The following is a 19,387-nucleotide window of genomic DNA, read 5'->3' as shown; positions in this document are numbered from 1 at the left end:
CCCGCGCCAGCGCCTTCAGACGGCGGCGGTCGGCAGGCTTAAGAGTGATGGAAATTCCTGTTCGCATGCGCCAGACTCGCATGCATTCAGGTCCCGGGGAATCCCCTCCCGGATTCAAATGTCAGACGCGATCCACTAGGGTATGGCGAATACCACATTGATACTGCCTTCAATAGAGACGAAAGCAATGACGCAAAAATAGAAGACGTCAAAGAAGGGAAAAAATATCTATACGCATTTTTTGTGGGCCAATTTACCGACGACAATCAGCCAAAGGATGAAAAGTACGTCATAGAGCGGTGTGCCATTTTCTTTAACCAGATGGATTTCCCCGCAGCTTGCCATGGGCACAGTCAGGTCTATATCGAAAAGATGAAATAGGGTTCAAAGTTCATCTAGCACCACTTCTTCCAATTCCAGCGCCGCAACACACGCCATAAAGAACGTCGCTGAAAACGTCCCCCGTTTCAGCTTCATCGTGATTCCGGCTTCCGTTTCATCCTTGAAGCCGTGTTTTTTCAGCTTGGCTAGTTCGGCATAGGTAATCTCTACCTCTTTCATTCTGGCCTTGAGGAAGGCACTGGCGCGGGCCTCCGTCAAGTGGCCCATCTTCGGATGTGAGATTGTGCCTCGTGGAATGACGCGCGTATCCCTCTTCCCAACGTCCCAAGGTTGATCCATGCTCACTCTATAGAGGACGCATGGACACCAAGGCTCCAACCACGACACGCCTCACTGACGCCCAGCGCCTCGACTGCGCCTGATTCGCTCCGTCATTCCGGGGCGCGCGGTATTATGGCGCAAACTCCACAGGCAAAATCGAGAGGTCCGGATGGAGTAGGAGCGCGCCATGTGGGCGCGCGCGGCTGGGGCCGCTTTAGCTTTCATCAATGCGATTGTAATCACCCCACTGGATAAACTCGGCGCGCATCCGTTCGCTGCGGATAGGTCGACTCAATCTGAGTTGGTAACACCATTCGGTGAAGTGGGGCTGGCCGAAAACGTCTCGGTAATCTGCTCTCCCCCAAATGAACATCTTTGGGCACGGTGGAACGGGATTCCACTGCCAATTAACGAGGGCCATGGCGCCGGTCATCTCAATAGGGTCGCTAGGCTCGGTGGCTTGGGGACCGAGAAAGAACGGCACCCCGTCATCAGTATAGGTGAAATCGGAAGTATCGGGATGAATTGGTCCATTCGGGCCACGCTAATTGACACTGATTCTCATGTTTTTGACTGGCGTTGTCCCGCTGTTTTTCCAGCGCGGCTGGGCCGAGAACCGCGTGATAAAAGCCCGGGATCATTTCTGTATGGTTCCGGCAAAATCTCATTTTCAACGACGCTGCTATCGGCGGCGGTAGTCAATTCAATATTGAACCCGTCAAGAAAAACGAAGGCACGTTCCGTCTTGAGCAAAGCATCCTTTGCGATGGCGACGGAATCTCCGGTGAATTCAATCTGCTTCTCCCCAGCTCGCCAAAGATTGTTAGTGGCCAGCCACAAGCCGATGGTGGAGATCGCAAGGACAATCGTGAACGCGCCAACGACGCTCTTGTCGTGACGCTCAAGGAATCCGTCCAGCGCATTGAGGCCGACGATTACTCCCGTGCGAAAGGCGGGGCAATATTTCTCATCATTGTGATCAGCGGCCTTTTGATCGTGCGATGGTTGTATGAGGCACAGCGATAAATCCGGGACGGGAGACCAGCTCAGAACTTCGGCGAATGCCAAATAGATAAGCGCAATAAGCGCCCAGTTCCTTTTTAGCATTTGCCACCCGCCCCACGATCAAATCTACTCTAAAACTACCCCTTCCAATTCCATTGCGGCAAGGCACGCCAGAAAGAGCGTGGCGAAAAACGTTCCCCGTTTTAGCTTCATCATTATCCCGGCTTCGGTCTCATCCTTGAAAGCTGGATTCTTAGCGTCATGGCCGGGCTCGTCCCGGCCATCCATTTCCTTATCTCCCCGATCGACGCAGCAAAGACATGGATGCCCGGCACAAGGCCGGGCATGACGCGGAAAGGTCTCCTGACGTTCATCCCCCCTTCCCCACGCCTCAAGGTTGATCCATGCTCACTCTATAGGGAACGCATGGACACCACGACTTCAGCCACAACACGCCTCACCGACGCCCAGCGCCTCGACTGGCTGCGCCTGATCCGCTCCGACAATATCGGGCCGCGCACCTTTCGTTCGCTCGTCAATCATTTCGGCAGCGCGCGCGCCGCACTTGAGCGGTTGCCGGAACTGGCGCGGCGTGGCGGAGCCTCGCGACATCAGCGGATCTGCAGCGAAAAGGACGCGCGCGCCGAGCTTGCAACAGCCGAGCGATTGGGTGTCCGCCTGATCGCTCCGGGTGAAGGCGGTTATCCGCCACGTCTTGCGGTCGTGGACGATGCACCTCCGCTGCTCGGCGTGCGCGGCGGCCTTGACGTCCTGGAGCGGCCGATGATCGCCATCGTCGGTTCCCGCAACGCTTCCGGCGCCGGGCTTAAATTCGCAAGCCAACTCGCCCGCGATCTCGGCAACGCCGGATTTGTCGTCGTCTCCGGGCTGGCGCGCGGCATCGACCAATCCGCCCATCGCGCCAGCATCGAGAGCGGCACGGTTGCGGTGCTGGCCGGCGGCCACGACCAGGTCTACCCGCCCGAACACGCCGACTTGCTGGCGGCGATTGTCGCCTCAGGCGCTGCGATCTCCGAAATGCCGCCAGGGCACGCGCCGCGTGCCCGCGATTTTCCAAGACGCAATCGGCTGATCTCCGGCAGTTCGATCGGGGTCGTCGTGGTTGAGGCCGCGCTTCGCTCGGGCTCGCTGATCACCGCGCGTATCGCCGCCGAACAGGGTCGCGAGGTATTCGCGGTGCCGGGCTCGCCGCTCGATCCGCGCGCCGCGGGCACCAACGACCTGATCAAGCAGGGCGCGACCCTGATTACCGATGCCTCCGACATCATTCAGGCGGTCGAGCCGATCATGGAACGGGGAATCGAACTTCGCGAGCCGGACGAGGACCCGTTGGCCGGCGACCCCGACGCAAGCGATCGCGAGCGTATCGTGGGACTATTGGGACCGACCCCCATTCTGCTCGACGACCTGATCCGCCTGGCGGGCGCTTCGCCCGCGATCGTGCGCACTGTGTTGCTCGAACTCGACCTCGCCGGACGGCTCGAGCGCCATGGCGGCGGGCTGGTGTCGCTGGCCTAAGGGAGGCCAAGTCTCACGACAGCTTGCGCTTGCCGCGGAGGCGAACGAACTCCTCGGCTTCCATCTGCGCCATTTCAAGCAGACGGATCAGCATGCCGAGGTCGTGCCTGCGTGCAAGTATGGCCAGGGCGGCGACGGTCTGCGATGAACAATGCGGCCTCGTCGGGCCCGCCGTCCCCCGGCGGCTCGCCGTTCTGGGAGCTCCCGGCCTTGCCCGAGGTTCCACGCTTCCCCCAGCCGCTCTTCCTGATCAAAAACACTCCAATGCCGTGTATTTGGGCAAGATACGCCCATCGGGTGCGCAACTCTAGGGCGTATTTCACAACTTTTTGGATAGGGACGCCGCCCCTTAAAGCGTGCTTTCAACATCTGTCGATTTGACAGGGGGCTCCTCACCACCCATGTTCGCACTCGAACGGCCGACGCGAGTCCCGCGGAACCGGCCTTCATTTTTCCCGTAAACTATTGGAATGACATGAATATCGTCATTGTCGAGTCGCCGGCCAAAGCCAAGACGATCAACAAATATCTGGGTGCCTCCTATGAGGTTCTGGCGTCCTTCGGACATGTCCGCGACCTCCCGGCCAAGAACGGATCGGTCGATCCGGACGCCAACTTCCAGATGATTTGGGAGGTCGACCCCAAGGCGGCAGGCCGACTCAATGACATCGCCAAGGCGCTCAAGGGCGCAAACAAGCTGATTCTCGCAACCGACCCCGACCGCGAGGGTGAGGCGATCTCCTGGCATGTGCTTGAAGTCCTCAAGGAGAAGCGCGCGCTAAAGGACCAGGCGATCGAGCGCGTGGTGTTCAACGCGATCACCAAACAGGCCGTCTCCGACGCGATGAAGCATCCGCGCCAGATCGACGGCGCGCTGGTCGACGCCTATATGGCGCGCCGCGCACTGGATTATCTCGTCGGCTTTACGCTCTCGCCTGTATTGTGGCGCAAACTGCCGGGTGCTCGCTCCGCAGGGCGAGTGCAGTCGGTGGCGCTGCGGCTCGTCTGCGACCGCGAGCTGGAAATCGAGAAATTCGTACCGCGCGAATACTGGTCGTTGATCGCGACGCTGGCGACGCCGCGCGGTGAGGCATTCGAGGCCCGCCTGGTCGGTGCCGATGGCAAGAAGATCCAGCGGCTCGATATCGGCACGGGTGCTGAAGCCGAGGATTTCAAGAAGGCGCTCGAGGCAGCGCAGTTTACCGTGACCACGGTCGAGGCAAAGCCGGCGCGGCGCAATCCGCAGGCTCCCTTCACCACCTCGACGCTGCAACAGGAAGCCAGCCGCAAGCTCGGCTTTGCCCCGGCGCACACCATGCGGATCGCGCAGCGGCTCTATGAGGGCATCGATATCGGCGGCGAAACCACCGGTCTCATTACCTATATGCGAACCGACGGCGTGCAGATCGACAATTCGGCAATCGTGCAGGCACGCAAGGTGATCGGCGAGGATTACGGCAACGCCTATGTGCCGGACGCGCCGCGCCAGTATCAGGCCAAGGCCAAGAACGCGCAGGAAGCGCACGAAGCCATCCGTCCGACCGATCTTTCGCGCCGGCCCGCCGAAATGCGCCGGCGGCTCGATTCCGATCAGGCGAGACTTTATGAACTGATCTGGAAACGCACCATCGCCAGCCAGATGGAATCTGCCGAGCTCGAACGCACCACCGTCGACATCACGGCGAAGGCAGGTTCACGTGTGCTCGAACTTCGCGCGTCCGGCCAGGTGATCAAGTTCGACGGCTTCCTCGCGCTTTACCAGGAAGGTCATGACGACGAAGAGGACGAGGACAGCCGCCGGCTTCCCGCCATGAGCGAGGGCGAAGCCCTCAAGCGCAGGGAACTCGCCGTTACCCAGCATTTTACCGAACCGCCACCGCGCTTCTCGGAAGCCTCTCTCGTCAAACGAATGGAAGAGCTCGGTATCGGCCGGCCGTCGACCTACGCTTCCATTCTCCAGGTCCTGAAGGACCGCGGTTATGTCAGGCTTGAAAAGAAGCGCCTGCACGGCGAGGACAAGGGCCGCGTCGTGGTCGCGTTCCTTGAAAATTTCTTCTCGCGCTACGTCGAATACGATTTCACCGCCGCGCTCGAAGAACAGCTCGACCGCATCTCGAACAACGAGATTTCCTGGAAAGAGGTGCTGAAGGATTTCTGGCGCGACTTTATCGGCGCGGTGAACGAGATCAAGGACCTGCGGGTCGCCGAGGTGCTCGACGCGCTCGACGACATGCTGGGGCCCCACATCTACGCGCCGCGCGAGGACGGGGGCGACCCCCGGCAATGCCCGAGCTGCGGCAGCGGGCGTCTCAACCTCAAGGCCGGAAAATTCGGCGCCTTTGTCGGTTGCTCCAACTATCCAGAATGCCGTTACACCCGTCCGTTGGCCGCCGACAGCGAAGCAAGCGCCGATCGCCTCCTGGGCCAGGATCCGCAGAGCGGTCGCGACGTGATCGTGAAGGCGGGACGCTTCGGCCCCTATATCCAGCTCGGCGAGCAAAAGGACTACGCGGACGGCGAAAAGCCGAAGCGCGCGGGCATTCCGAAGAATATCTCGCCTTCCGACGTCGACCTCGGTCTGGCGCTCAAATTGTTGTCGCTGCCGCGCGTCATTGGTCCGCATCCCGAAACCGGCAAGCCGATCACCGCAGGACTCGGCCGCTTCGGACCCTTCGTGCGTCATGAAAACACCTATGCAAGCCTCGAGGCTGGCGACGAGGTGTTCGACATCGGTCTCAACCGGGCCGTGACGCTGATCGCGGAAAAAATCGCCAAGGGGCCCAGGGGCCGGCGCTTTGGCGCCGATCCTGGCAGACCATTGGGCGATCACCCCACCCTTGGGGTGGTTGCGGTCAAGAACGGCCGTTACGGCGCCTATGTAACGGCCGGCGGCGTCAACGCCACGATTCCGAGCGACAAGACCCCTGACAACATCACGCTTCCGGAAGCGATCGCGCTGATCGATGAACGGGCGGCAAAAGGCGGCGGTGCCTCCAGGCGTGGGAGCAAGAAAGCCAAAGGCGCAACACCCGCCAAGGCCGAGGCGGAAACAAAGCCGGCAAGGCCGGCCAAGAAGGTCGCAGTGAAGAAGGCGGCGGCAAAGCCGAAATCGCAGGCCGCCAGCAAGGCGCGCGCTCCGGTGACGGCGAAGACTTCGGCTTCGAAGACGGCAAAACCGATTGCGAAGAAGAGCGCTGGCAAGGCAAGCGGATAGAGTGGCCAAACAACGCGACAGGGGCTTTCCGACCACAGACGCCATCGTCGCTTTCATCCGCGCGCATCCGGGAAAGGTCGGGACTCGCGAAATCGCTCGTGAATTCGGCCTCAAGAATTCCGACCGCGCCGAGTTGAAGCGAATCCTGCGCGAGCTTGCCGACAAGGGTACGATCAAGAAACGCGGCAGGGAGATCAGTGAGCCCGATATCCTGCCGGCAACCGTGCTGGCCGATATCACGAGCCGCGACAGTGACGGCGAACTGATCGCCATTCCCGCCGAATGGGACGAGGTGGAAGGCGGCGAGCCGCCGAAAATCCGGATCCATTCACCGAAGCGGCAGCAAGCGGGTACGGCTGCCGGCATTGGCGACCGCGCGCTGTTGCGCGTCGAGCAGCTCGAAGAACACGACAGCGAAGGCACCGTCTATCGCGGGCGCGTCATCAAGATCATCGATCGCGCCAGGACACGCGTGCTCGGAATCTTCCGTTCCCTCCCCGGTGGCGGCGGACGACTGATCCCGGTCGACAAGAAGCAGGCGGGCCGCGAATTGAACATCGCAAAGGCCGACACCAGAGGCGCCGAAGATGGCGATCTCGTCAGCGTCGACCTGGTGCGTTCGCGCGGCTTTGGCCTTGCCTCCGGCAAGGTCAAGGAGCGGCTCAGCTCGCTTGCCTCGGAAAAGGCGATCAGCCTGATCGCGATTCACGCCCACGAGATTCCGCAAGGTTTTTCGCCCTCCGCCTTGCGCGAGGCCGAAGAAGCACGACCGGCGAGCCTGAGAGGCCGCGAAGACTGGCGCGACGTTCCGCTTCTCACCATCGATCCGCCCGACGCGAAGGATCACGATGATGCGGTCCATGCCGAGCCCGATCGCGATCCCAACAACAAGGGCGGCTATATCGTCAACGTCGCGATCGCGGATGTGGCATTCTATGTCCGGCCGGGATCGGCGCTCGACCACGACGCGCTGGAGCGCGGTAATTCGGTCTATTTTCCTGACCGCGTGGTGCCGATGCTGCCTGAGCGCATCTCGAACGATCTGTGCTCGCTCGTTCCGGGCGAACCGCGCGGCGCGCTCGCCGTGCGCCTGGTGATCGGCAAGGACGGCCGCAAGCGCTCGCACAGCTTTCACCGCATCCTGATGCGCTCGGCGGCCAAGCTTCACTACGCCCAGGCGCAAGCCGCGATCGACGGAAGAGTGGATGATACGACCGGCCCCCTGCTCGCCCCGATCCTGAAGCCGCTCTATGACGCGTATGCGGTGGTCAAGCACGCCCGCGACGAGCGTGATCCGCTCGACCTCGAAATTCCCGAGCGCAAGATCCTCTTGAAGGCGGATGGAACAGTGGATCGCGTGATCGTCCCGGAGCGGTTGGACGCCCACAAGCTTATCGAAGAATTTATGATCCTGGCCAATGTCGCCGCGGCCGAAATGCTTGAAAGGAAGACGCTGCCGCTTATCTATCGGGTGCACGATGAACCTTCGCTCGAGAAGGTTCATGCGCTGCAGGAATTTTTGAAAACCCTCGATCTGCCGTTTGCCAAAAGTGGCGTGTTGCGCCCCTCGCTGTTCAATCGCGTGCTGGCGCAGGTCAAGGGGCATGATGCGGAATCGCTGGTGAACGAAGTGGTGCTGCGCTCGCAAGCCCAGGCCGAATATTCGGCCGAGAATTACGGCCATTTCGGCCTCAATTTGCGTCGCTACGCCCATTTCACCTCGCCGATCCGCCGATATGCAGATCTCGTGGTGCATCGCGCACTGATCAGGGGTCTTGGTCTCGGCGAAGGTGCCCTGCCCGACAGCGAGACGGTGGAACACCTCGGCGAGGTCGCAGCGCAAATCTCCCTGACCGAGCGCCGCGCCATGAAGGCCGAGCGGGAGACCGCCGACCGCCTGATCGCGCATTTTCTCGCCGACCGTATCGGCGCCACCTTTCAGGGCCGGATTTCCGGGGTCACCCGCGCCGGACTTTTCGTCAAACTCGAGGATACCGGCGCCGACGGGCTGATCCCGATCCGCACACTCGGAAGCGAGTATTTCAACTACGACGAAACGCGTCACGCGCTGGTCGGCTCGCGCAGCGGAGCCATGCACCGACTGGGGGACGTCGTCGACGTCCGTCTGGTAGAAGCTGCACCCGTTGCGGGCGCGTTGCGGTTTGAGCTGTTGTCGGAGGCGAGCCTCCCGCAGCGTGGGCGCAAGCGGCATGCTTCCGCAGCGACGGCCAAAATCGATCCAGGTCGAGGGACGCGCAGGAAGGATCGCAAAGAGGGCATGCAAAAGTCCGGCCAATCGAAGAAAGGCAAGTCATGGAAACATTGAGTGCGCACCCGATCGTCTGGAGCCGCGATACCGCGCAGTTCGAGAAGCGCAACGTCTGGACCGCCTTGAAGCGCGGCTTTCGCGGCCGCTGTCCTCGCTGCGGCGAAGGCAAACTGTTCCGCGCGTTTCTCAAGACCGCCGACCACTGCTCGGCTTGCGGCCAGGATTTCACGCCGCACCGCGCCGATGATTTGCCCGCCTATCTCGTGATCGTCATCGTCGGTCACATCGTTGTACCGCTGGCACTGATGATCGAGACGAACTACTCGCCGCCCCTGGCGCTTCAACTCGCAATTTATCTGCCGCTGACCTTCATAGCCTCATTGGTCCTGCTGCAGCCCGTCAAGGGCGCCGTGGTTGGGGTGCAATGGGCGCTGCGGATGCACGGATTTGACGAGCTTAATCCCGAACCCTGAGAGGCGGATCGCTGTCACGACAAACGACGATAAGCGACGGCGCGCGATGAGTGAAAGCGTAAACGCGGAGAAGGAGGCCGACCATCACCCCTACCGCCGCCCCGTCGATGCCGCCACGCTGATCCTGGTCGATCGAAGCGGTGCGACACCAAAAGTCCTGGTCGGCAAGCGTCACGAGAAGGTGGTGTTCCAGCCGGGAAAGATCGTCTTTCCCGGCGGGCGGGTCGACAGGGATGACAGCCGGATTCCCGTGGCGCAGCCCATTCCACCCGCGCTTGAGGCAAACCTGCTAAGGGGCCGCCCAAAGATCACGCCTTCGCGCGCGCGCGCGCTTGCCGTTGCCGCCATCCGCGAGGCTTGCGAGGAAACCGGCCTGTGCCTTGGACGCAAACATGGCACCTCGCCGGCGCTGACCGGTCCATGGCAGCCCTTTGCCGATGCCGGCCTCCTCCCGGACCCTTCGGGTCTCTATCTCATCACCCGTGCGATCACCCCGCCCGGCCGCATCCGCCGCTTCGACACGCGATTCTTCGCGGCCGATGCGTCTTCCATTGCCCATCGCGTCGACGGCGTGATCCATGCGGAAGCGGAGCTGGTGGAACTGGTCTGGGTCGAACTCGGATCAAAGCCGCTCGCCGACCTGCACCCGATGACCAGGAACGTGCTCGGCGAACTCGCAAGGCGGCTCGCCGCAGGCCCCTTGCGCCACGACGCCGACGTGCCGTTTTTCCATTTCTACGGTGGCAAGATGCAGAAGGACGTCTTGGGAGCATAGCGACTCGGTCGGACTGCCGTTCCCTCCACAACGGGGGCAAAACCAGCGATTTTGGCTGTCAACCGGATGAATTTCGGATCAATTCGGCGCCGAAATCCTTGACTTTGAGCGGATCGAGGCTAGGTTGCCCGGCAACTGGCGCCCCCTTAGATCGGCCGGGCGCCGATTTCCGGACATATAAGGTTTTGCAAATGGCCAAGGCGGTCACCATCAAGGTCAAGCTCGTGTCCTCGGCGGACACCGGCTTCTATTACGTCGCCAAGAAGAATTCGCGCACCATGACCGAGAAGCTCGTGAAGAAGAAATACGATCCGGTCGCGCGCAAGCACGTCGAATTCCGCGAGGCCAAGATCAAGTAAGCCGCGTTGGAACTGCGCAAAAAATAGCGGGGCCGGAAGGCCCCGTTTTTATTGGCTAGATCATGATGCGATCAAGTGGAATCGCATCATGATCTCATCTCTTTGTTTGAGCATGATCTTTTCGGAAAACCGGTTTCCACTTTTCCGGATCATGCTCTAGCTTTTGTTCGGCGGATATCTTTTGTCGCCTCAGGCGGCATTCGCCACCACGCGGTTGCGGCCGTCATGCTTGGCGCGATAAAGCGCGATGTCGGCGCGCTTGAGGACGTCGGCGACGGCCTCGCCCTTGTGCTCGAGAACGGAAAGTCCGATCGAGATCGTGACCTCGATGCGTTGGGTGCCCTTGTGGATGGCGAACGGTTCGCCGGCGATCGAACGCCGCAGGCGCTCGGCCACCACGCCGGCAACATGCAGGTCGGTTTCCGGCATCACGATGACGAACTCCTCCCCGCCGTAGCGGCAGGCAAGGTCGATGCCGCGGATCGACTTGCGAACCCGCATCGCGAATTCGCGCAAGACGTCGTCACCGGCGTCGTGGCCGTGATTGTCGTTGATCGATTTGAAATAATCGATGTCGAGCATCATCACCGCCAGGGGCTTGCCGCGGCCTGAAGCCTGCTCGGCAAGCGTCGCTAGATGGCTCTCCATGTAGCGGCGATTGTGCAACCCGGTGAGGGCGTCGGTGATCGCCATTTCGATCGAGTTCTGCACATTGTCGCGCAGATGGTCGGTGTAACGCCGCTTGCGGATCTGGGTCCGCGCGCGCGCCAGCAATTCGTTCTTGTCGACGGGCCGAAGCAGGTAGTCATTGACGCCGATCTCAAGCCCGCGAAGCAGCCGCGTATTGTTGTCGGCGTCCGAGATGGCAAGGATCGGCACGTGCCGCGTCCGCTCCAGCGACCGCACCTGGCTGCACAGGCGCAGGCCATCGAAATTATCAAGACCGAGCGAGACGATCAAAAGATCGTAATCGCCGTCGGCGGCGCGAAACAGCGCTTCGGCGGGGTTGGTTTCGAGATCGACGGTGTGTTCCTCGCTCAATACCGGCAACAGCCGTTCGTGGGACGAGGTTCGATCATCGACCAGAAGCACGCGGCCGCCTTTCCCGGTATCTGCCACGGCGCTGCGCTCGGGCGCCTGCACGCCGATCTCGAGCGAGGTGATCGCGCGCATGCGCAGCTCGTCCGTCATCATCTTCAGCCGCGTCAGCGACCGCACGCGCGCGATCAGAACGACATCGGATACCGGCTTGGTCAGGAAATCGTCGGCGCCCGCCTCCAACCCGCGCACGCGGTCGGCCGGGCTGTCCAGCGCGGTGACGATGACGACCGGAATGAAATGGGTGGCCGGATTGGACTTTAGCGCCCGGCACACTTCGAAACCGTCCATATCGGGCATCATGACATCGAGCAGAATGATATCGCATTCGGCGCGCGCGCAGATGGCGAGTGCCTCGGCGCCGTTGGACGCGGTCAGGACGTCGAAATACTCGGCCGAAAGCCGCGCTTCCAACAGCTTGACGTTGGCGGGAACGTCGTCGACGACAAGAATACGCGCGGACATCCTCAACTCTCCTATCCGATGAACCGTCGGACGGTCTCGATGAACTTGCCGACCGAGATCGGCTTGGACAGATACGCCTCGCATCCGCCTTCGCGGATGCGTTCCTCGTCGCCCTTCATGGCGAAGGCGGTGACGGCCACAACCGGTATGGCGCGCAGTTCCGGATCGTCCTTGATCCACCGCGTCACTTCCAGGCCCGACACCTGCGGAAGCTGGATATCCATCAGAACGAGGTCAGGTCGAAGCTTGCGCACGAGATCGAGCGCCTCGAAACCGTTGCTGGTGCCTTCAGTCCGATAGCCATGTGCTTCAAGCAGATCGCGAAAGAGCTTCATGTTCAGCTCGTTGTCTTCCACGATCAGGACGGTTTTTGCCATCCCGCCCCTCCCATCCCAGCGATGCGGCCCCGCAAAGCGGCACTGCGATCGCCGCCAAGTTTGCGACTCAAACTAGTGTGACGGTTCAGAAGTCCGCATCATAACCGCGAGCGCATCATGCGGACTTTTGAACCCAAGCCACACTTGAATCAATTAGTAGCTAGTGTCCTTTCGATTCCGAAGTTCGCAAAACAGGTTACCGCGCTATGATGCGAACTTCGGAATCGGGACACTAGCGCCAGATTCGCTCTAACCCGTTAAGCCGGACGGCCACCCGCGTGTGATCTACGTGCAAAGTGGTTTCCACTTGCTTGAACATCTTGCGCAGACTCGGGCATTATCTTTTGGAAAATAGAGACCATAAGTTGGGGAAAGGCAAATCGGCCGATTGAGAAAACCGACTCATAACCCGAGGGAAGTAGCTGAAATCGTTGCGGTTCAGGCGCTCGCTTTCATCGCGAGCGACGCCGAACGGCTGGGCGTGTTCCTGGCCGAGAGCGGAATTGGGCCGGATACCTTGCGGAGTTCCGCCGCCAATCCACAATTTCTGGCCCACGTGCTCGAGTTCATCATGCGCGACGACGCAACGGTAAAGGCCTTTGCCGCTTCCGCGCAGCTTGATCCCACCCATATCGCCGCCGCCCACCAGGCGCTGAACGATCCTGTCTAGTGCGGTGGATTTGACATTCGCTCAGTGGCCCCGCGATTCCTACGGCGAATGTCAAAATCCAAAACCGCACTGGTTTGGCGGTTCAGAAGTCCGCATTATTACTGCCGTGAGTTTCGGTCATGCGGACTTCTGAACCAAAGCCACACTAGAAACAATGACTTGCTGGTGTCCTTTCGATTCCGAAGTTCGCAAACGAGGTGTCCGCAAAATGATGCGAACTTCGGAATCGGGACACGAGAATCGTATATTTGTTAGTGTCCTTTGGTCCTGACATTCGTAAATGAGCCCCGCGCGATGGAATACGAATGTCAGAACCGGACACTAGTGGAGCGCGACCCAGTGCGGCGAATTTGAAGTTCCTATCAGACTCGCGGTAACCTCATCATAGGAACTTCAAATTCAGAGCCGCCCTGGCAAATATCAGTGCAGGTGCTCCCTTTGATTTCGAAGTTCGCAAGAGGTACCGCGGCGAATGTGTGCGAACTTCGAAATCGGAGCACCAGCCGTGACCTGCTTTTGCCGGGACTGCCTCCGCGATCTGGACGCTTCGACGAAACGATGCGGCGAATGCGGCTCGCCTCGCCTCGCCCGCCATCGCGCATTGCCTTCACTTTGCATCGCGCACATCGATTGCGACGCGTTCTACGCAACCGTCGAGAAGCGCGACAATCCGGAACTGGCCGACAAGCCTGTGATCATCGGCGGCGGCAAGCGCGGCGTGGTCGCGGCGGCGTGCTACGTCTCCCGCACCTTCGGCGTGCGTTCGGCCATGCCGATGTTCAAGGCTCTGGACCTCTGCCCCTCGGCGATCGTGATCCCGCCCGACATGGCGAAATACGTCAGGGTCGGCCGCGAGGTACGACGTGCGATGCAGGCGCTGACGCCGCTGGTCGAGCCGCTTTCGATCGATGAGGCATTCCTCGATCTCAAGGGAACCGAGCGTGTCCACGCGATGATTCCGGCCAAGGTTCTGGCGCGCTTCGCCCGCGAGGTCGAGCGCGACATCGGCATCACCGTTTCCGTCGGCCTTTCCTGCAACAAATTCCTCGCCAAGATCGCCTCCGACATGGACAAGCCGCGCGGTTTTGCGGCACTCGACCAGGACGAAGCGCGCACGATGCTTAAGGACAAGCCGGTCGGCTTCATCTTTGGCGTGGGGCCGGCGACCCAGGAACGGCTGATCCAGCGCGGCTTTCGCACCATCGCCGATTTGCATCGCGCCGACGAGAACGACTTGATGAAGCAGTTCGGAACTGACGGCCGCAGATTGTGGCGGCTGGCGCGCGGCATTGATGACCGCGCCGTGGTTCCCGATCGCGGCGCCAAGACCATTTCCAGCGAGACGACGTTCGAGACCGACATCCGCGATTTCGCAAGCCTTGAAAGAACGCTTTGGCGGCTCTCGGAAAAAGTATCGTCGCGTCTCAAGAACGGTGAACTTGCGGGATCGACGATCACGTTGAAGCTCAAGACCGCCGATTTCCGGCAGCGAACCCGATCGCAATCAATACACGCCCCGACTCAGCTTGCGGCAAAGATTTTCGCGATATCGCGCGAAATGCTGGCAAAAGAGATCGACGGCACTGCATTCCGCCTGATGGGCACTGGCGTCAGCGCGCTCCGCCCCTCTTCGCAGGCCCATGATACCGACATGCTGGAGCGTCGCTCGGCGGACGCAGAGCGCGCGATCGACAATCTGCGCAAAAAATTCGGCGATGCCGCCGTGATCAGGGGCATCGCCTATGAGGGACCGGAAAGTCAAGAAGAACAAGAATGACCGCGCCGTCACTTACACGGCTTGGCATCCTTGACGTCGAATTTGCCCAAAGCGCCGGAGATCACGAAATCATTGTAATCGAGCACCAGCGCGCGGGAGACGCCGTTCTCGAACAGCTCGAAGGACATTGAGTAAACCGGCGTCTGCTCGCCGTCATTGGCTTTGCCGTCGTGCTCGTAATAACTCACCGTTACCGGCCACCGCGTCATCGATTTCATGACGTCGTTTTCGGTCGAGGGATCGGGAGAGGCGATCGTCCGGTCGCCGGGTATCGGCTGCCCGATGACGGACAGGGTGTTGAAGACCTTTTCGCCGTTGTCCGAGCCGTCATAGACCGACAGCTCGAGCACTGATTTTCCTTCCCTGGCCGCCGCGATGATGTGCTGAATCTGCTCGGTCGGAAACACCGTCGATCCGTCAAGCGTGAAGGTCTTGGTTTGCGGCTGTTTCAGCTTGACCGTGATTTGATCGCCGGTCCGTTCGGCGATGCCATCGACCGGGCTCGAGTCGCTGTCGTTCGTGCGCGAGTCGATCTTGAAGCGGTAGGTCTTGCCGGCCGCATCTTCCCAGGACGTGGAGCGCAGGTCCGACAGCGTCACCTTGCCTTCGCCGCTGTTCATCTCCGATACCTGCCGAAATTCGGAAGTGTACCCTTCGCAGGCATTCCCGGTGAAACTGTAGAGGATTCGTCCGCGCGCGCTGTTGATCGCGTTTGAACCGCGAGACTTCATCAGGCTGAGTTCGTAGAGCGCCTGGTGCGGGAGAAAGGCTCCGCTGGCGGCGGCTGCAGCCGTTCCGCCGGCAATCCCTGTCACCAGAGCCGCAACCGCGAGTGTCCGCAGCCGCGATCCGGTCTCACGCGGTAAAATCGGAAGTGAGCGCGCCATATCTTGATCCTTCAACATGATCCGGCCCCCGAAGGGCTCTACCTGCCGGGCTTGCGAACCGGAGTCCCGCGAACGTCATGCTCAACAAAAAGGGATTCCCCCCATTATTAGTACCCGCCGACTTGGGCCGCAACTGCGGCAGCATCACGGAAAAATGTTATTTTCCGGACAGAATCCCAGATTTTTTGGCATTTCGGCCGCCGCGTCCGCGCAGGTCGTCCAATACTGACATTCGCATCCTTAATCTCTGCGCCCACCTTCGAAAATGTTGCAATTAAAGGACCACCGGCAACTTACGGATTTCAGGTGGAGTTTAGGATCTGACACTCGCGTTTCACGCGCTCGCGGCCCGAATCGGTCGCGAATGTCAAATCCACTCCACTGGCTTGCAAGGGACGGCGCGATGCGCGAAACAAAGCTGCCCCGACCGGATCCTGTCGGGTGCGGCTCACAGGAAATGGGGACGAAACATGGCGGGTACGGTCGAACAGAAACTGGCGGCACAGGGTATCGTCCTGCATCAGCCGCCGAGTCCGGTTGCGAATTACGTCGGTTTCGTACGCACCGGCAACCTCCTGTTCGTGTCCGGTCAAGTCTGCGTCGATCCGCAAGGCAAGCTGATTGCCAAAGGCAAACTCGGCGGCAGCGTCACCGTCGAACAGGGCAATGCCGCTGCGCGCGGATGCGCCATCAACCTGCTCGCCCAGCTCAAGGCGGCGCTCGGCGACCTCGACAAGGTGGTGCGCGTAGTGCGCCTCGGCGGCTTTGTCAATTCCGCGCCTGATTTTGTCGACGGGCCGAAAGTGCTCAACGGCGCGTCCGACCTGATGGTCGCGGCCTTTGGCGAAAAGGGCCGCCATGCCCGTACCACCGTGGGTGTGGCTTCGCTTCCGGCCGACGCATCCGTCGAGGTCGAAGGACTGTTCGAAGTCTCCTGAAGGTTAGGTGTTTGTCTTGCGCGCGCCGGACTGGCTGACCGCAAGGCCAGTGGCCCATCGCGGCCTGCACGATCGCGCGCGCGGCATTGTCGAAAACATGCCCGGCGCCGCGCTTGCCGCGGTCGACGGAAATTTCGCCATCGAATGCGACATCCGGTTGAGCTCCGATGGCGAAGCCATGGTGCATCACGATGATGGGCTCGGGCGCCTTGCCGAAGGTTCGGCCGCGCTACGCGACATGACGGCGCAAGCGCTCAAGGAGGTTCGCTTCAAGGATACGGCGGAACGGATGATGTCGCTCGGCGATCTCTGTGCGCTCGTCAAGGGCCGCGTCGGCATAATCATCGAAGTGAAGAGCCGTTTTGACGGCGACTGCCGCTTGATCGAGCGGATGGCCGAGGTGCTCGCCTCCTACGCAGGACCGGTTGCGGCAATGTCATTCGACCCACAGCAGGTCGCGGCGCTGCGCGAGATCGTACCGAAACTCCCGCGCGGCATCGTTGCCGAACGCTTCTATCGCGAGGCCGACTGGCCGCAAGCCACCGCGGCGCAGCGCAAGGACATGCTGCATCTTGCGCACGCCCTCCACACGCAGCCGCACTTTGTTGCCTATCGCATCGATGACTTGCCGCAAGCCGCGCCCTGGATCGCGCGCCATATTTTCGGCCTCCCGCTCCTGACGTGGACCGTGCGGACCAAGGACCAGCGCGAGCGTGCCGCGCGTTACGCCGACCAGATGATCTTCGAAGGTTTCAGGCCCTAAATCGCGCATCTTGAAGTTCATGATGCGATGCACGATGTTAAGGAGCGAGGTCACCACAGGCGATGGCTGGTCGCGACGTGTGACCGGCAACAATATTCGATGGATTCATCCGAAATCACGCTCGAAGCCGTCTCGTCCGTCAGCCAGGTCGCGGCTGAGGACTGGGACGCATGCGCCAATCCTGTTCCCGGCCCCGCTCCTGACGGTCTCGACGCGCTGGTTCTGCCTGACAACTCCGGCTGCAATTCAAAACATTACTATAACCCATTCTTATCGCATGCGTTTTTCCTCTCGCTCGAGGCATCCGGATCGGCTTGCGCGCGGACCGGATGGGCCAGCCGCCATCTGCTCGCCCGTCGCGACGGCATGATCGCCGGTATCGTGCCCTGCTATTTGAAATCCCACTCGCAAGGCGAATACGTTTTCGACCGCGGCTGGGCAGACGCCTATGAACGCGCCGGCGGCCGCTATTACCCAAAACTCCAGGTCTCGGTTCCCTTTACGCCGGTCACCGGCCCTCGGCTTCTGATCCGCGACGGCGTCGACATGGATGAAATCGGCGCAGCCCTGGCCACCGGCATTGTCGCGCTATGCCAGGCGACCAAGGCTTCCTCCGCGCACGTGACCTTCGCACGCGAAGCGGAAGCAAAGCTGCTCGCCAGGCACGGTTTCCTGCAACGAACCGATCAGCAGTTCCACTGGCAAAACCAAGGCTACGGCAGCTTCGACGATTTCCTCGCAACGCTGAATTCGCGCCATCGCAAGGCGATCAGGCGCGAACGGCGCGAGGCGCTTGCCGCCGGAATCACCATCCATCCGCTCAGCGGAAACGACATCACCGAAGAAGCCTGGGACGCCTTCTTCGCCTTCTACATGCAAACCGGTTCGCGCAAATGGGGCCGGCCTTATCTCAACCGTGCCTTCTTCTCGCTGGTCGGCGAGAGCATGGCCAAAGACGTCCTCTTGATCATGGCGAGGCGCAACAACCGATGGATCGCAGGCGCCATCAATTTCGTCGGGTCCGAGACCTTGTTCGGCCGCAACTGGGGCGCGATCGAGCATCACCCGTTTCTGCATTTCGAGGTGTGTTATTATCAGGCGATCGATTTTGCCATTGCGCGCGGCCTGAAGACAGTGGAAGCCGGTGCGCAGGGCGAACACAAGCTCGCACGCGGCTATCTTCCGCAAACCACCTATTCGGCGCATTTTATCGCCGATCCAGGCCTGCGCCGCGCGATCGATGATTATTTGAAGCGCGAACGCGCTTATGTTGCACAGGCCGCACGCGAACTCACCGCGGCCGCGCCGTTTCGAAAAACGGCCGACGAAGAGCATGAATAGGAGCGCTCATGCCCGCCTACGATCCCAACAACCCCTTCGCCAAAATCCTGCGCGGCGAATTCCCCTCCTACAAGGTATATGAGGACGATCACACCCTTGCCTTTCTGGATATCATGCCCCGCAGTGTCGGACATACGCTGGTGATCCCAAAGGCGCAGGCTCGCAACATCCTCGACATATCGCCGGAGGATTTTGCCCACGTCGCCCGCGTCGCCCAGAAGATCGCGCGTGCCGCAATGGAGGCCTTCGATGCCGACGGCATCACGATCCAGCAATTCAGCGAACCTGCCGGCGGACAGGTCGTGTTTCACCTGCACATGCATGTGATGCCGCGCCATGAAGGCGTGGTGCTCTTGCCTCCGGCAAGCCGCAAAGAAGACGGCAAGGTGCTTGAGGCAAATGCGGCAAAGCTGATGGCGGCGCTGAAATAGCCCCGTCCCGTCATTGCCTGCGACAAACGCGAAGCGTTTGCGCAAGGGAGCTTTGCGACGGAGCAATCCGGGCCGGTCGTGGTTTCTGGATTGCGTCGCTTGCGCTCGCAATGACGACGACGGGCAGATGCCTTACTCTTCTGCCTTCTGCGCCGCCAGCGGCGAGAATTCGCAGCGGTCGGGCTTGAGATCGATCAGCGGAGTTTCGTCGAGGCAATCGAGCCCGCGTACCAGCACGGTTGAGCCCTCGATCCCGACGAACCTGACGATCGAGGTGCCGATTGGATTGGGACGTACCGGCGAGCGCAGCGAGAACGTGCCACGGGTCAATCCGTTCTTTTTC

Annotated in this window: 19 protein-coding genes; 12 read left to right on the top strand and 7 right to left on the bottom strand. The window is 60.9% G+C overall.

The features are described 5' to 3' along the window. Positions 1 to 384 precede the first annotated feature (384 nt). The 3 genes from VNX23_RS17995 to VNX23_RS17985 all read right to left on the bottom strand — a co-directional run bounded on the left by VNX23_RS17995 (position 385) and on the right by VNX23_RS17985 (position 1,956). A complete protein-coding gene (locus VNX23_RS17995) occupies positions 385 to 600 on the bottom strand; it encodes a DUF6471 domain-containing protein (protein WP_325632189.1) in 216 nt (71 codons plus the stop codon). 624 nt (positions 601 to 1,224) lie between these two features. After that, on the bottom strand, positions 1,225 to 1,770 hold the full coding sequence (locus tag VNX23_RS17990; RefSeq protein WP_325632188.1) for a hypothetical protein: 546 nt from the start codon (positions 1,768 to 1,770) through the stop codon (positions 1,225 to 1,227). A gap of 24 nt (positions 1,771 to 1,794) precedes the next feature. Next, on the bottom strand, positions 1,795 to 1,956 hold the full coding sequence (locus VNX23_RS17985; RefSeq protein WP_325632186.1) for a DUF6471 domain-containing protein: 162 nt from the start codon (positions 1,954 to 1,956) through the stop codon (positions 1,795 to 1,797). A 138-nt stretch (positions 1,957 to 2,094) separates the two neighbouring features. Between VNX23_RS17985 and dprA the strand changes: the two genes are divergently transcribed. The 6 genes from dprA (at position 2,095) to rpmG (ending at position 10,297) form a co-directional block, all read left to right on the top strand. Further along, positions 2,095 to 3,207 (top strand): DNA-processing protein DprA, encoded by a 1,113-nt coding sequence (gene dprA / locus VNX23_RS17980; RefSeq protein ID WP_325632185.1) that lies wholly within the window; start codon positions 2,095 to 2,097, stop codon positions 3,205 to 3,207. 475 nt (positions 3,208 to 3,682) lie between these two features. Then, on the top strand, positions 3,683 to 6,421 hold the full coding sequence (gene topA / locus VNX23_RS17975; protein ID WP_325632183.1) for a type I DNA topoisomerase: 2,739 nt from the start codon (positions 3,683 to 3,685) through the stop codon (positions 6,419 to 6,421). 1 nt (position 6,422) lies between these two features. After that, positions 6,423 to 8,747: a ribonuclease R gene (gene rnr, locus VNX23_RS17970; RefSeq protein WP_325632182.1), complete on the top strand. Its 2,325-nt coding sequence runs from the start codon at positions 6,423 to 6,425 to the stop codon at positions 8,745 to 8,747. Next, the gene (locus tag VNX23_RS17965) at positions 8,735 to 9,163 is read left to right on the top strand and encodes a DUF983 domain-containing protein (RefSeq protein ID WP_325632180.1); all 429 of its coding nucleotides are present in this window, start codon (positions 8,735 to 8,737) and stop codon (positions 9,161 to 9,163) included. Before rnr ends, VNX23_RS17965 begins: the two co-directional genes overlap by 13 nt. 46 nt (positions 9,164 to 9,209) lie before the next feature. Then, entirely contained in the window at positions 9,210 to 9,938 is a 729-nt protein-coding gene (locus tag VNX23_RS17960; RefSeq protein WP_325632179.1) for an NUDIX hydrolase, read from the top strand. A gap of 191 nt (positions 9,939 to 10,129) precedes the next feature. Next, positions 10,130 to 10,297, top strand: coding sequence for a 50S ribosomal protein L33 (gene rpmG, locus VNX23_RS17955; protein ID WP_283035833.1), 168 nt, complete (start codon positions 10,130 to 10,132; stop codon positions 10,295 to 10,297). Positions 10,298 to 10,486: 189 nt separating this feature from the next. On the opposite strand, the gene VNX23_RS17950 is transcribed toward rpmG, so the two are convergent. Further along, positions 10,487 to 11,860, bottom strand: coding sequence for a PleD family two-component system response regulator (locus tag VNX23_RS17950; RefSeq protein ID WP_325632176.1), 1,374 nt, complete (start codon positions 11,858 to 11,860; stop codon positions 10,487 to 10,489). An 11-nt stretch (positions 11,861 to 11,871) separates the two neighbouring features. Then, on the bottom strand, positions 11,872 to 12,237 hold the full coding sequence (locus VNX23_RS17945) for a response regulator (RefSeq protein ID WP_325632175.1): 366 nt from the start codon (positions 12,235 to 12,237) through the stop codon (positions 11,872 to 11,874). A gap of 388 nt (positions 12,238 to 12,625) precedes the next feature. On the opposite strand from VNX23_RS17945, the gene VNX23_RS17940 reads away from it, so the two are divergent. Together VNX23_RS17940 and VNX23_RS17935 are read left to right on the top strand one after the other, a co-directional pair. After that, the gene (locus tag VNX23_RS17940) at positions 12,626 to 12,907 is read left to right on the top strand and encodes a DUF3572 domain-containing protein (RefSeq protein WP_325632173.1); all 282 of its coding nucleotides are present in this window, start codon (positions 12,626 to 12,628) and stop codon (positions 12,905 to 12,907) included. Positions 12,908 to 13,379: 472 nt separating this feature from the next. Then, positions 13,380 to 14,684 (top strand): DNA polymerase IV, encoded by a 1,305-nt coding sequence (locus VNX23_RS17935; RefSeq protein ID WP_325632172.1) that lies wholly within the window; start codon positions 13,380 to 13,382, stop codon positions 14,682 to 14,684. Positions 14,685 to 14,692: 8 nt separating this feature from the next. Here VNX23_RS17935 and VNX23_RS17930 read toward each other — a convergent pair whose 3' ends face one another. Further along, positions 14,693 to 15,571 (bottom strand): cell envelope integrity EipB family protein, encoded by an 879-nt coding sequence (locus VNX23_RS17930; RefSeq protein WP_325632171.1) that lies wholly within the window; start codon positions 15,569 to 15,571, stop codon positions 14,693 to 14,695. Between the two features lie 470 nt (positions 15,572 to 16,041). On the opposite strand from VNX23_RS17930, the gene VNX23_RS17925 reads away from it, so the two are divergent. From VNX23_RS17925 to VNX23_RS17910, 4 genes are all read left to right on the top strand, one after another. Next, positions 16,042 to 16,509, top strand: a complete 468-nt coding sequence (locus VNX23_RS17925; RefSeq protein WP_325632169.1) for a RidA family protein — start codon at positions 16,042 to 16,044, stop codon at positions 16,507 to 16,509. Between the two features lie 16 nt (positions 16,510 to 16,525). Next, positions 16,526 to 17,272, top strand: coding sequence for a glycerophosphodiester phosphodiesterase family protein (locus VNX23_RS17920; protein WP_325632191.1), 747 nt, complete (start codon positions 16,526 to 16,528; stop codon positions 17,270 to 17,272). Between the two features lie 99 nt (positions 17,273 to 17,371). After that, complete coding sequence (locus VNX23_RS17915; RefSeq protein WP_325632168.1) at positions 17,372 to 18,613, top strand: GNAT family N-acetyltransferase; 1,242 nt, start codon at positions 17,372 to 17,374, stop codon at positions 18,611 to 18,613. An 8-nt stretch (positions 18,614 to 18,621) separates the two neighbouring features. Continuing rightward, positions 18,622 to 19,044 (top strand): HIT family protein, encoded by a 423-nt coding sequence (locus tag VNX23_RS17910; protein ID WP_325632166.1) that lies wholly within the window; start codon positions 18,622 to 18,624, stop codon positions 19,042 to 19,044. Positions 19,045 to 19,176: 132 nt separating this feature from the next. Here the strand turns inward: VNX23_RS17910 and VNX23_RS17905 are convergent. Next, positions 19,177 to 19,387: TrmO family methyltransferase domain-containing protein (locus VNX23_RS17905; protein WP_325632164.1), on the bottom strand; the 211-nt coding region annotated here is incomplete at its 5' end.

This window comes from Bradyrhizobium sp. (assembly GCF_035570375.1).
Taxonomy (GTDB): Bacteria; Pseudomonadota; Alphaproteobacteria; order Rhizobiales; family Xanthobacteraceae; genus Bradyrhizobium.
The sequence above is the reverse complement of the archived record's forward strand: the minus strand, read 5'-3'. Positions and strand labels throughout refer to the sequence as shown.

What these genes read in the sequence shown, in the direction of transcription:
- VNX23_RS17990 (WP_325632188.1), bottom strand. Translation starts at nt 1,770, where the DNA reads ATGCTAAAAAGGAACTGGGCGCTTATTGCGCTTATCTATTTGGCATTC.
- VNX23_RS17985 (WP_325632186.1), bottom strand. Translation starts at nt 1,956, where the DNA reads ATGGATGGCCGGGACGAGCCCGGCCATGACGCTAAGAATCCAGCTTTC.
- dprA (WP_325632185.1), top strand. Translation starts at nt 2,095, where the DNA reads ATGGACACCACGACTTCAGCCACAACACGCCTCACCGACGCCCAGCGC.
- topA (WP_325632183.1), top strand. Translation starts at nt 3,683, where the DNA reads ATGAATATCGTCATTGTCGAGTCGCCGGCCAAAGCCAAGACGATCAAC.
- VNX23_RS17965 (WP_325632180.1), top strand. Translation starts at nt 8,735, where the DNA reads ATGGAAACATTGAGTGCGCACCCGATCGTCTGGAGCCGCGATACCGCG.
- VNX23_RS17960 (WP_325632179.1), top strand. Translation starts at nt 9,210, where the DNA reads ATGAGTGAAAGCGTAAACGCGGAGAAGGAGGCCGACCATCACCCCTAC.
- rpmG (WP_283035833.1), top strand. Translation starts at nt 10,130, where the DNA reads ATGGCCAAGGCGGTCACCATCAAGGTCAAGCTCGTGTCCTCGGCGGAC.
- VNX23_RS17950 (WP_325632176.1), bottom strand. Translation starts at nt 11,860, where the DNA reads ATGTCCGCGCGTATTCTTGTCGTCGACGACGTTCCCGCCAACGTCAAG.
- VNX23_RS17945 (WP_325632175.1), bottom strand. Translation starts at nt 12,237, where the DNA reads ATGGCAAAAACCGTCCTGATCGTGGAAGACAACGAGCTGAACATGAAG.
- VNX23_RS17935 (WP_325632172.1), top strand. Translation starts at nt 13,380, where the DNA reads ATGTGTGCGAACTTCGAAATCGGAGCACCAGCCGTGACCTGCTTTTGC.
- VNX23_RS17930 (WP_325632171.1), bottom strand. Translation starts at nt 15,571, where the DNA reads ATGGCGCGCTCACTTCCGATTTTACCGCGTGAGACCGGATCGCGGCTG.
- VNX23_RS17925 (WP_325632169.1), top strand. Translation starts at nt 16,042, where the DNA reads ATGGCGGGTACGGTCGAACAGAAACTGGCGGCACAGGGTATCGTCCTG.
- VNX23_RS17915 (WP_325632168.1), top strand. Translation starts at nt 17,372, where the DNA reads ATGGATTCATCCGAAATCACGCTCGAAGCCGTCTCGTCCGTCAGCCAG.
- VNX23_RS17910 (WP_325632166.1), top strand. Translation starts at nt 18,622, where the DNA reads ATGCCCGCCTACGATCCCAACAACCCCTTCGCCAAAATCCTGCGCGGC.